The following is a 12,062-nucleotide window of genomic DNA, read 5'->3' as shown; positions in this document are numbered from 1 at the left end:
TTCATGAGGTGAAAACCTGACAGATCTAATCTTCACCCTCTTCATGCGCCCCGATTTGGGCGTAAATGGCGACTTCATCCATCACGAACCATTCATTCACAATCTTGCCGTCGCGCAGCTCAAAATGGGAAATGCCTAAGATGGCAATTGGTGAACCGGTTGGCTCCCCATAACGGCCGTGTCCGCAATGTGTGCCGCAGAACGTCCAGCGCAGGGCGACCCGCACAGGACGCTCTGGCTGCTGCTGGACAATGGCATAGTGCGGTTCAAAACGGCCGTCTGGAATGGAAGCCAACATGCTGGTGAGAAGATTGGCGGTGCGGATACGGCCGTAATATGGTTGCTCCCCTGGCCCCTCAAAACGCACCGCTCGATCATACCGCTCATCCATAATCGTCAGGTTCTTGTCATTCCAGATGGCGGCATACGTATCCATCACGCGGTTCGCAATGGCCTGATCCCCGATGATTGTTAAGCCTTCTGGGTTGGCCCAACGCTGGCGCATCGCCTTATTGCCAATCGTGTACGCTTCTCGGTAGTCTTGCCCCACTTTTTTACTATACGCCACCGGATCAATGCCCAACTGGGTCAGGATTCTGGTCTGATCACCCAAAACCCACTCCTCAACAACTCTGTTGTCGCGGCACAGACAGTCGGCAATAGCCAGTGTCGTAATCGGTCGGTTGGTGGCCGGGCCATAATAACCGTCACCTGCATGGACACCAACGGAGCGTACCCGATGGGAGGAATGGAAGCCTTCCGGTAAATCGCCTATGATAATGTCTTCGGCCAACAGGTCGCGGTTGGGGAATACTTTCATAGAGGAAAGGGTTCCATCGATCACCGCCTGTACGGTGTTGGAGACGCCGCTGGGGGAACGAACGGGGCAATCAGAAGCGTACCACTCACGGATACGCTCCACGCCCTGTTCTTCCCATATTTTGTAGGTGATGTCAATGATGTACTGCTCTGGCGTTTTGAATTCTGGTGAGAAGTTCTGCATACCCATAGATTCGTATCCTTTTTTGGTTGGTTTGAATTGGAAATTGGAGATTGTAGATTCGTCAACCCAATCTCTAATCTCCAATCTCTTCATATGCCGCAATTTGGGCGTATACGGCCGTTTCATCCACTACCAGCCATTCACTGGCAATCAACCCATCGTGTAGCTCAAAATGGGAGATGCCTAGCAGAGTCAGTGGACAGCCAGTTGGCACGCCGTATCGCCCCATGCCGCTGTGCGTGCAGCAGTAAGACCAGCGCAGAGCCACATTGATAGCCCGATTCGGCCGTTGGCGGACGATGAGGTGATGGGGTTCAAAACGGCCGTCCGGCACAGAAGCCAAAATAGTGGTCAATAGATTCTTGGCGCCCTCTTGGCCGTAGCTTAAATGACCATTTGGCCCTTCATAGCGTACAGCCCGCCAGTAATGCTCATGGAAAACGTTCAAATGGTTCTCGTTCCAGATGGCGTTGTAGGTGTCAATAATTTTGTGGGCAATGTCGTTATCGCCGACAATGGTTAACCCGTTCTCATCCACCCAACGCTGGCGCATTGCTTCATTGCCGATGGCATATGCTTTGGGGTTTTTTGTACCGAGGGAGCGGCCGTATTCTACCGGGTCTATCCCCAGTTGGCGCACAAAAGAGGCATGATCGCGCAGCTTCCACTCCTCAATAATTCGATTATCACGGCAAAGGCAGTCGGCAATGCCCAACCCCTGGTAAGGTCGGCCTGTGGCTGACCCTAGAGCGCCATCCCCCGTGTGCAAACCCACCGAACGCACCCGATGCGATGAGTAGAAGCCACTGGACTTATCGCCAATAATCACGTCGTCGGCCATAGGTCGTCTATTGGTAAAGACGTGCATACTTTCCAGCGTTTCGTCAATCACATCCTGCACCGTATCGTAAACACGATGCGGCGACCGCACCGGGCAGATGGGCGCATACCAGTCTCGGATGCGTCCCACATCGCCATCTTCCCAAATGATGTAGGTGATGTCAATGATGTACTGTTCGGGTGTTTCAAATTCGGGAGAAAAATTTTGCATACCCATGATGGATTCCTCTTCCTCAGAGAATAAATCAAAAGCATATTACGTATTTCATGTTGCGTAATGAGAAGCCGCTACGCAATACGAAATACGCAATATGAATCGTCTATTTCCGAATTAACTTTTAAACTTTTGCCATCCAACGCCGCGCTAGCAGCAAACCCGCGACTGCCAAAACGATGAGCACACCAGCTACAATTACGGCCGTTCCCCCCAAACCGCCTGCTTCCTGATCCCCATAGGTCACTTGCCACAGTTGGTTGGACGCCACTTCGTTGAACACGACCGTTTCCCCATCGGGCCACACAATCTCAACAGAATCAATCTCTGCCTGCCCCAGCCCAAAGTGGAGCCGCATGTCGTGGCCTGCGCCCAAGCTGCCGCCACAGGTGACGGTTTTGGTTTGGAAACGGCCGTCTGTGGTCGTCACCACCACCCGCGTCCCCACCGCATCCATGTTCACCGACCCGCCGCCCGTCAGGTCAATGGTGAGCCAGTTGCCCAGCACAAAGCCATTGTTGCGGAACAGGCGATACCCTTCGTTCCAGTTGCCCACTACATAATCCATCCAGCCGTCGTTGTCATAATCGGCGTAGGCAAAGCCCATGCTGGGCATCTTGCTACCAGCCCACACGTCGGTAAAAGAGCCGTCCCGATTGTTGGCAAAAAGGTAGTTGGGATGCGAAAACATCATGCCTTCTGGATCAACGTTCAGATCGCGCTGCACAAAGCCAGTGGCCGCCAGGAATAAATCTTGCCAGCCATCATTGTCGTAATCCAAAAAGCCCGTCCCCCAGCCGACGGTGTTTGTCCAGCCAAAATGTACCCCGGCTGCTTCGGCCTGGTCGGTAAAGGTGCCATCCCCCTGATTTTGCAGCAGCGAAAAAGCGTTGAGCATGTTGGAAAAATACATATCCAGGTCAGCATCGTTGTCGTAGTCGGCCACGGCAATGCCCATGCCGCTCAAGACCACATCGGCACCACTTACGGCCGATACGTCCGTCCAGCACCAGCCGCCGCAGCCCGCGCCGTCGTTGCGAAACAGCACGTTGCCAATGGGATTTTGGTATTCGTCATTGATAACGTAAATGTCAAAATCCTGATCGTTGTCGTAATCTATAAAGCTGGCGGCAAAACCAGCCCCCAGCAGCTTGTCGTAAACCAGGCTGTCGGACACGTCGCTAAAAGTGCCGTCGCCATTGTTGCGGTACAGCTTATCTTGATGCTGATTGAAGTCTATGGGGTCGCAGTTGGGTTCGCACGTCCAGTTAACCACGTACAGATCAAGGAAGCCGTCGTTGTCGTAATCGCCCCAGGCGGCGGATTCGCCCGTGCCTGTGTCGCCTACGCCTGCGGTGCCCGTGACGTCGGTAAAGCCGCTCCCGGCATCATTGTGGAAGAGGCGGTTGGCTCCCTTCACCAGCACGTACAAATCTTGCCAGCCATCGTTGTCATAATCGGCCCAGATGGCACCGCCGCTCAAGGTTTGGGGCAAACTTAAAACGGGCGACAGCGGCGACTCGGCAAAGGTGCCGTCTTGCTGATTGTGGTAGAGAACATTGTCTGCCTGGTTGCCCGTGACGTACAGGTCTAGCCAGCCGTCATTGTCGTAATCGCCCCACGCTTGTCCCACGCCCAGGTAGCCTTGCTCGTCTTCGTAATCCCAAACGGCCGTATGCTCTGCAGCAATTCCCACAGCGGCCGTCACATCCACAAAAGGGTCTGGGGTGGTGGATTGGGCTTGGAGGACGGCCGTTCCCAACCAACCAAACACCCCCAGCAAAACCCCCAGAAACCCCTTACGCAACACGCAATACGCAATACGCCCCCGCTCTCTCACTTCACAGCCCCCATTGTCAAGCCGCCAACAAAATGCTTGCGGATCGCTATAGCCAGAATGAATATCGGCACCATAATGATCAGGCCAGCAGCCGACATCAGCTCCCACGGAACGCCCTGAACTTCCACCAGCGACAGCAGGCCAACCATCATCGGCCGCGCCTTTTCTGAGCTGGTCATAATAAACGCGAATAGAAACTCGTTCCATGCGCCGACAAACGCAAACACAACCGCCACGATGATACCTGGCCTGATCAGCGGTATCGTCACGTAGCGCAGCACCTGAAACTCGGTGGCACCGTCAACGAGTGCCGCCTGTTCAATCTCTTGTGGCAACGAATCTATAAACCCCTTCACCAACCAGATGCCAAACGGGATCGCGCCTGCCAGGTTAAGGATGAGCAGTCCTTGCAACGTATCAAGCAAGCCCAAGTTGCGGAACTGAATGAAGTAGGGCAGTAGGACAACGGTGGCGGGCAGAAACTGAGCAGACAACACCAGGATCAACAGGCTGTTTTTACCGCGAAACTTGTAGCGCGAAAACGCATAGGCCGCCATAATCGCCAGCGGCACGGCAATAGCGACCGTTGTAACCGCAATAAAGACACTGTTGCGAATCAGCGGCGTGAAGTCGTATGGGTTACCGTCAAACAGAACGGAGAAATTATCGAATGTTGGCGTAAAAAATATCTTGGTTGTAAACGCATCGCGGCGCGTTTTGAACGCCGTGATCGTGATCCAGAAGATAGGGAACAGAATGTAAAAGATAATGAACAAAACACCTGCCGTGTGCAGCAGGCTCATCACCATATTGCGGGTACTGATTTTACGCATTTTGCTCACCTCCCAGTAGCATCCTGACGTAAAAGAAGGCCGCTACAAACAAGATCGCCACCAAGATGTAGCCCAGTGCTGACGCATACCCAAAGTCAAAGAAGCGGAAGCCAGCCTTGTAGACAAAGTAGTTGAGTGTCTCGGTTGAGTTGCCTGGGCCACCGCCTGTCAGTGTCACCACCTGATCGAATACCTTGAGCGAGAAGATGATGCGAAGCAGCGTCACCAACAGAATGATCGGCGAGATCATTGGAATGGTTACGCGCCAGAACGTCTGCCACTCATTTGCGCCGTCAAGGGCGGCAGCTTCCGTCACCTCCGGATTGATCGTGCCTAGCGCCCCTAAAAACATTAGACCCACCAGCGACGACCAGCCCCAAACCTCGGTCGTCGCCATCATTATTAGCGCCCAGAGCGGTTCGGACAACCACTGAATGTCAGCCATAAAGGGAAACAGGGTGTCAATCAGCTTGTCGTAGGCACCGTACTGTGGATTGAGCATAAAGCGCCATGTAAGGCCGCGCAGTGCTGGCGCCACGGCAAACGGCAACACCAACACCACCTTTGCCACCGACGTCAGTACGCTCCGCCTCTGTAAAATGACGGCAAACAGCAGTCCCAAAACGATAGAAAGGGACACGGAGATCACAACATAGCGCATTGTGACCCATAAGCTGTTGAGAAAGTTCTCGTCCAGAAAGGCGCGGGTGTAATTTTCAAAACCGACGAACTCTTCGGGGGTCAGCGAGCGCGCCAGCCGCCAATCCCGAAAGCTCGTGACGAAGGCGAATATCATCGGGTAGAGTGACACAGCGAACACAATCAGCAGCGTCGGCCCGATGAGGACGTACTTCATAGCTTTTCCTCTTTCCATCGCTAGATTTCTCCTTCCTTAAATCCTTAAACTTGGCTCGGCGAGCTAGTGCAAGATAAAAGTGTAAAAAGCGCGAATAGGTGACTATTCGCGCCTTTTGTCAAGGCGAGACGTTAGCTCGCCACGTTAACCAGTGCACGACTGTTTACTCGTAGTAGCCTGCGCGTTCCATCACGCCCTCGACATCGGATGCAGCCTCGTCAAGCGTTTCCTGCACATCAGCACCAAGAGCAATATCGTTAATAGCGACTTCCAAGATGGAAGCGACCTCAGCCCATTCGGGGATGAGCGGCATAATGCGCGAGTTGGCCAGACCGGGAGCGGCCGATTCATGCAGCCCACCATTTACTTCATTCACCTCTGGATTAACCAGGTTCGATGAATGAGAGACGACAACCGTATTGACCTCTGGTCGGCTCTTATCCGTAACAACCTCTAGATCCGATTGAGGATGAGACAGGAATTTGACCCACTCCCAGGCAGCATCTTTGTTTTGCGAGAAAGAAGAAATGCCAACGGGGATTGACAGAGCAAAGCTGACGGGTTCTGAACCCTCAACAGCAGGTACAGGCGCATGACCAACGTTGCCAACGACCTCTTCGGCAGCCGCTTCGGGGTCGTTAAAGGTGGGAGCAAACCACCACCAGCCAATGATCATGGCCGATTCACCCGTGGTGACGGAGAGACGCGCATCACCTTCGCCAATAGAGAACTGGGCTTCGGGGCCAATTTCGGCCATTGAGGCATACAGTTCGGTCGCTTCGACCCCGGCAGCATTGTTAAAGATGGGTCGGAAATCTTCGTCAAAGATGTCGCCGCCGTTGCCCCAAAGCTGCAGTGCCCAGATGAACAGGTTTTGGGCTGTACCCACGCCATAATAGTTGGCGTGGCCGGCCAAATCGGTGTTTTCCTGGATGGTACGGCCGACCTCAATCATCTCGTTCCAGGTTGTCGGTGGCTCTAACCCTAGCTCTTCAAAAACATCTTCTCGATAATGGAGGACAAAAGCGTGGGTTCGCACGGGGAATCCGTATTGCGTGCCGTCAAGAACGGCCGCTTGCATGAATGAAGGTGGATAATCATCTGCATAATCAATACCATCACGCTCAATGTACGGTTCCAGCGGCTCCAATGTTTGAATGAATGCCGGACCCCAGACATCTAACCAGACAACGGCATCATATGCACCAGTACCGGCAATGGATTCAGTGACAATGCGCTCTTGGAAGGAACCCCAAGGCTCATTGGCAAAGTTTACGGTGATACCCGTCATTTCTGTAAACATTTCAGCGCGTTCAGACCAGGCGACAAATTGTGCCGTTGTGGGGCAGCAGATGAGGAAGTTAATCTCTGTGCCGTCGTATGGCTTGCCGGGGGTTAGGCCATAGGGCAGCTCTTCCTCGGCCATCGCTTCTTCGCTGTCTTCTTCGGCCATCTCTTCGTCACCGCTGTCTTCTGCTACGGTACTATCTTCAGTTGTGGTATCTTCTTCAGCGGGCGTTTCATCGTCACCACCGCCACAAGCAACGAGCAACATGCCAAACAACAACAGGCTAATCAATAATAAGCTAAACTTTTTCATTTATTCTTCTCCTTGTAGGATTATTTAAGACGATATTTCTGGTTCTTTTTATTTGTTTTTATGCCATCGCACCTCCTTCAACGTATTGCGTATTGCGTGGTGCGTAAAAAAACGGAATACGCAATACGATTTTCATTCACACGGTTGAGCCTGCGCTCATGTCGTCTCCTTTGGAAATTAGGATGACTACCCACTAGTTGATTCCCTAATTTCTAATTGAACAGGTAACGTTTTTTGAATGGGTGGTTGTTTGCTATTTTCAATACAGCGGAGCAATGCCTGAACAGATTGCTCACCGATTTCTCGCAGTGGTTGCTTAACTGTCGTGATCGAGGGTTTCACGAGTAAGGAGGCATTTAAGCCATCGAAGCCTGCTAGGGCAATGTCTTGGGGTACACGCAGGCCACGTTCCAAAATAACTGTCAGAACATCAACAGCGATTAGGTCATGAAAGGCAATGGCGGCCGTGGGGGGGACGGGCAAATCTAGCAGCTGCTTCGTTGCTAAACTGTTGCATTCTTTACCGCCTTCGGTTTCAACAACTAAACTGGAGTCAAAGGGGATGCCTGCATTTTCTAGTGCATCCGTATATGCTGCAAAGCGATCCACATAGGTCAATTTCATTAAAGGGCGTGTAATAAAGCCAATTCGCGTGTGGCCTAATGAAAGTAAATGCTGCATTAAGGCCATGGCTCCATTGTAGTTATCAGGAGTAATATAGGAAGCTTGGGGATGATTCACGCGCCGTCCTAAAATGACAAAAGGCAACCCCTCGGCAATTAAGGGATCAATGATAGCCGAAGGTACATGGTTCCAAACCAGGATCAGCCCATCTACTTCGCGGGTTTTGCATAAATTCAAAAGTCCGTCGGCAGAATCACCTTTATTCGTATAAAGGACAATATTGTGTCCATTTTCTTCGGCTTCGGTTGTAGCTCCCGCAATGATTTCAGCAAAGTAATCACTAAAGTGTGAAATAGCGTCATTGAATACAAACCCGATCTTCTCTGTACGCTGGCGGCGCAAGTTGCGGGCAGCGGCACTGGGCTGGTAGCCCATTTTTTGAGCAACCTGCTGCACGCGCTCTTTCGTCGCTTCAGAGACATCAGCCTTACCGTTTAACGCTCTGGAAACGGTGGAGATGGAGACACCCAACTGTTTGGAAATATCTTCAATCGTAACAGGCATAATTTGGAAAAGGGGTCTAATAACGGCCAAATTCGCAAGTTTCACGAAGAATACCGGAATCGTTTCCGCGTCAAGAACTATCTAAAAGTGGGCGAGACTTAGTAGCATCACCGCCCGCTTTATTGCTTTCCCTCTAGACCTCCTTGCCGGATCAAGGTACGCAATTTATCTGGTGGATAAGCTGCTTCTAATTCGGATACAAATTTGGCAAGCAGCGTTTCTGGCTCACCTTCACTTTCTTGCCATTCGCCGTTGCGCCATTCGGCTAAATAAGCCTCAGATTCTGTTTTACCTGCGCGCATGGCGGCCTCGTCAATGGCGACTTCAAAGCGTTTGGACAGTGGTTTCGACAGTCGTTGACGCCCAGCCCGGGCTTTTACCTGCGCGGGAATATCCCGCCAATAAATGATTTGGTATTTCACTGCCATCAATTGTCCCCTCTGAAAATTATGAAAAATCGGTAGAATCCTAAGTTTTTCACTAGCTCCGTATTTCGTATTGCGTATTCCGTCAATTCACTCTGGCTACGCAATACGAAATAAATTAGAGTGGCAAAAATTTAGGGACACTATCAAAATCCGTGTTTACCCTTCGGCGAAGCCTTTGTTGCGTGCCAGCGTGTCTAATAGTTGGTCTGGATAAGCTGCTTCTAGGTCGGCGGCGACGGCCGTTGCCACTTCAACCAACGCACCTTCCCGCACCTGCCACTCAGACGGCCGCCACTCTTCGATATAGGCATCCCCAGTAATCGCTTTGGCGCGGTAAGCGGCGCGATGGACGGTCTTTTGAAAGCGGTCAGAAAGAGGCAGGGTGTGGCGGTTACGGCCGTTCTTCACCCGCACCTGCACCGGAATATCCCGCCAATAAATAACTTGAAACTTTGTTGGCACCGCCCGAACAATCCTTACACAGAATCAAAATCACGTACATCTTTGCCAGATTCAGCCGAGAGGATCTCCAACGCAGTAGCAGCACCTTCACCAGCGGAGATGATGGCCTGGCTGCGTAAAATGTTGGCGCTGCGGCCAATGACAAAAAGCCCCTCAATGTCTGTATAACCGCCACGCTTAACCGGCACATTTTGCGCCTTTTGGGTTAAGCCCAATTCCATACTCAAGGCGACCTTTTTGCCTTCGGCCAGGATAACATATTTACTTTGGTGCTGTTCTCCGCCTTCTGTGGTGACGACAAAGCCATCGGCCGTTTTTTCAATGCCAGTTACTAATTTTTTCTGTAAATCGGCCCCAAAACTGGCTACCTGCTGGCGAGACACTTTCTGGAACTCGCTGCCGGTCATTTCCGGGATGCCCAGATAGTTGTAGAGCATTGCTTTGTGCATATCGGTCTCGTCAACACCGAAAACCGTCACCTCTGTGTCTAATTTGGCTAGAAGAAGGGCAGCGCTTAAACCACCAGGGCCATCACCAACAATAATTACTTTTGCCATCTTTCGTCTCCTTTATTTGTGGGTCTTGTATTAGAGTAATTGGGTAATTTAAGCAGTCAATTACCCAATTGCAAGCTCATGTTACGTAGCGCAGAATACAAAAGTCTTTGCTACTTCTGGATTTTCACTCAACTTTAAGAGACTTTTGTATTCTTACAATGCTATCAAACTATTTGCAGATTACACACTCTATTCTCGGTTAAGGACAGCCCGTCGCCTTCTACGTTGGGGGGCTGTACCGTTGGCCGAAGCGGCCGTTTTCCGGGGCAAGATGTCGGCGATGTGGCTAAAGGAATCGCTGGCGTGGGGGATGTGAATAGCGTTGGCAAATTCGTCCTGGAAATCGGGGTCTACGGCCGTTTCCACATACCTTACCGACTCTACCAAATCCTGTGCCTCAACGCGCTTTTGCTTGTTTAGCAGGGCAATCCGCGCCCCGTCCCCGGCGGCGTTGCCCACCGCATGGACTTTAGCCAAATCACAGTTGGGAATCAGCCCTAGCACCATGGCGTGTTTGGTATCAATGTAGCTGCCAAAGGCACCGGCTAAAATCACCTTGTCTACCTCGGTAATGTTTGCCCGATTCATCAGCAGCTTGGCGCCTGCGTAAAGGGCTGCTTTGCCTAGCTGAATATTCCGCACATCGTTTTGGGTGATGCGTAACGGCCGTTCCGTCGTGGTCTCGTCTTCTGTGGCTAAGATGTAGGAACCCCTTGGGCCTTCCCATTGCAGGCGTGGCGAGGGGCAGTTGGGATTGAAACGGCCGTCTGGCAGCAACACCTGTGCCAAATACAGTTCAGCAACCGCTTCAATAATGCCAGAGCCACAAATGCCTGCTGCCAAATGCTGCGGCTGATCTTCTGGCGGGGCATCGGCTGCCAAATTCCAGCTATCTGACCACTTTTCTTCACCAATCACCCGGAAGCGCGGCTCTTTTGTTACCGGATCGATGCGAACCCGCTCAATGGCGCCCGGTGCAGCCCGCATCCCGTGTTCAATTTGCGCCCCTTCAAAGGCTGGGCCAGTCGGGCTGGATGCGCTCATTAGCCATTCTTGATTGCCTAGCACGATTTCAGCATTCGTACCCACATCAATGATCAGCATCAGCTCATCCTGCTTGTGCGGGGCTTCTGCCAGCAAAACGCCCACGTTGTCTGCGCCGACGTGTCCTGCTTCGGCAGGCAGCAGATGAACGTAAGCCCCTGGGTGAAAGCGCAAACCCAATTCACGAGCGCGAATATCCATGCCGTCCCGGTTGGCCAGGGCAAAGGGCGCACCGCCCAGCTCCTGCGGATGAATGCCCAGGAGCAGATGCACCATTGTGGTGTTACCGACAAAAACGGCTTCATGGATTTGCCGCGCCTGAACGCCAGCCTCTCTGGCGGCGCGTGCGGCCAGCTTGTTCAAGGCTTCAATGACCGCCTCGTGCATCTTTGTCACGCCATCTTTATTTTCGATGGCGTAGGAGATGCGGCTCATCAAATCTTCGCCATAGGTCACTTGCGGATTCATGACCGATTCGGTCGCTAAAATGTGGCCGGTACGCAAATCGCACAGATGCCCAGCCACCGTCGTGCTGCCGATGTCTACGGCCAGGCCATAAATGCCTTCGGCATAGCCAGGTTGTATGTCAATCACTTCGCGCTCTTGCCAAATAATTACGGTGACCGCCCACTTTTCTTTACGCAGGGCGGGCTGTAATTTGCGGAGTGCCCGTAAATCAATGGTGAGATTGTGCAAATCTTCTTGGGCGGCCAGGGCATCCTGCAAGCGGCCCCAATCGCCACGATGTTCGCCCAGTTTGGCGTTATCTACCTGCACATAAATTTGGCGAATGGCGGGAGCAATCTCAATGGCGCGTTCCGTGGCCGATTTGCGGATGATCTGCTTTTGGCCGCGACTTTCTTCCGGCACGAAGATGAGGGCATCCCCCTGCACCTGTGCCTGACAGGACAGGCGGCAGTCGAGGCTGTCTAGCTTCTCCAGCAGGTAGGCTTCATCATTTGTCATGGGTGAAAGGTGGTCGGGATGGGAGGTGATGCCATGTTTGGCAAAGTTACCCGCCTCTACCTGGATGCGGCATTTGTTACAGGTTAGCCGTCCACCGCAGATGCTTTCAATTTCTACCCCTAGCTGACGGGCCGCATCGAGTACGGCCGTACCCGCCGCCACCTTCCCCCGCCTGCCCGACGGCATGAAGATGAGTTGGTGCTGTGTTGTTGTGTCGTTGCTCATAATGTC

The 12,062-nt window shown here is 52.4% G+C and carries 11 protein-coding genes; all 11 read right to left on the bottom strand.

The window, feature by feature from the left end; all coding sequences use genetic code 11:
- Positions 1 to 25 precede the first annotated feature (25 nt).
- The 11 genes from ACOQPM_RS06830 to ACOQPM_RS06780 all read right to left on the bottom strand — a co-directional run bounded on the left by ACOQPM_RS06830 (position 26) and on the right by ACOQPM_RS06780 (position 12,056).
- A complete protein-coding gene (locus tag ACOQPM_RS06830) occupies positions 26 to 1,009 on the bottom strand; it encodes an ester cyclase (protein ID WP_420628497.1) in 984 nt (327 codons plus the stop codon).
- Between the two features lie 67 nt (positions 1,010 to 1,076).
- Complete coding sequence (locus ACOQPM_RS06825; RefSeq protein WP_420628496.1) at positions 1,077 to 2,060, bottom strand: ester cyclase; 984 nt, start codon at positions 2,058 to 2,060, stop codon at positions 1,077 to 1,079.
- A gap of 121 nt (positions 2,061 to 2,181) precedes the next feature.
- Positions 2,182 to 4,005: a CRTAC1 family protein gene (locus tag ACOQPM_RS06820; RefSeq protein ID WP_420628495.1), complete on the bottom strand. Its 1,824-nt coding sequence runs from the start codon at positions 4,003 to 4,005 to the stop codon at positions 2,182 to 2,184.
- Positions 3,894 to 4,730, bottom strand: coding sequence for a carbohydrate ABC transporter permease (locus ACOQPM_RS06815; protein WP_420628494.1), 837 nt, complete (start codon positions 4,728 to 4,730; stop codon positions 3,894 to 3,896). Before ACOQPM_RS06815 ends, ACOQPM_RS06820 begins: the two co-directional genes overlap by 112 nt.
- Positions 4,723 to 5,586 (bottom strand): carbohydrate ABC transporter permease, encoded by an 864-nt coding sequence (locus ACOQPM_RS06810; protein WP_420628493.1) that lies wholly within the window; start codon positions 5,584 to 5,586, stop codon positions 4,723 to 4,725. Before ACOQPM_RS06810 ends, ACOQPM_RS06815 begins: the two co-directional genes overlap by 8 nt.
- A 163-nt stretch (positions 5,587 to 5,749) precedes the next feature.
- Complete coding sequence (locus ACOQPM_RS06805; protein ID WP_420628492.1) at positions 5,750 to 7,186, bottom strand: ABC transporter substrate-binding protein; 1,437 nt, start codon at positions 7,184 to 7,186, stop codon at positions 5,750 to 5,752.
- Positions 7,187 to 7,372: 186 nt separating this feature from the next.
- Entirely contained in the window at positions 7,373 to 8,374 is a 1,002-nt protein-coding gene (locus tag ACOQPM_RS06800; RefSeq protein WP_420628491.1) for a LacI family DNA-binding transcriptional regulator, read from the bottom strand.
- Between the two features lie 119 nt (positions 8,375 to 8,493).
- A complete protein-coding gene (locus ACOQPM_RS06795) occupies positions 8,494 to 8,802 on the bottom strand; it encodes a virulence factor (protein ID WP_420628490.1) in 309 nt (102 codons plus the stop codon).
- A 156-nt stretch (positions 8,803 to 8,958) separates the two neighbouring features.
- A complete protein-coding gene (locus ACOQPM_RS06790; protein ID WP_420628489.1) occupies positions 8,959 to 9,264 on the bottom strand; it encodes a virulence factor in 306 nt (101 codons plus the stop codon).
- A gap of 14 nt (positions 9,265 to 9,278) precedes the next feature.
- Positions 9,279 to 9,821 (bottom strand): FAD-dependent oxidoreductase, encoded by a 543-nt coding sequence (locus ACOQPM_RS06785; RefSeq protein WP_420628488.1) that lies wholly within the window; start codon positions 9,819 to 9,821, stop codon positions 9,279 to 9,281.
- A gap of 189 nt (positions 9,822 to 10,010) precedes the next feature.
- Positions 10,011 to 12,056, bottom strand: coding sequence for an ASKHA domain-containing protein (locus tag ACOQPM_RS06780; RefSeq protein WP_420628487.1), 2,046 nt, complete (start codon positions 12,054 to 12,056; stop codon positions 10,011 to 10,013).
- Positions 12,057 to 12,062: the final 6 nt, after the last annotated feature.

The sequence above is a fragment of the Candidatus Leptofilum sp. genome, assembly GCF_965223525.1.
GTDB lineage: Bacteria > Chloroflexota > Anaerolineae > Promineifilales > Promineifilaceae > Leptofilum.
The sequence above is the reverse complement of the archived record's forward strand: the minus strand, read 5'-3'. Positions and strand labels throughout refer to the sequence as shown.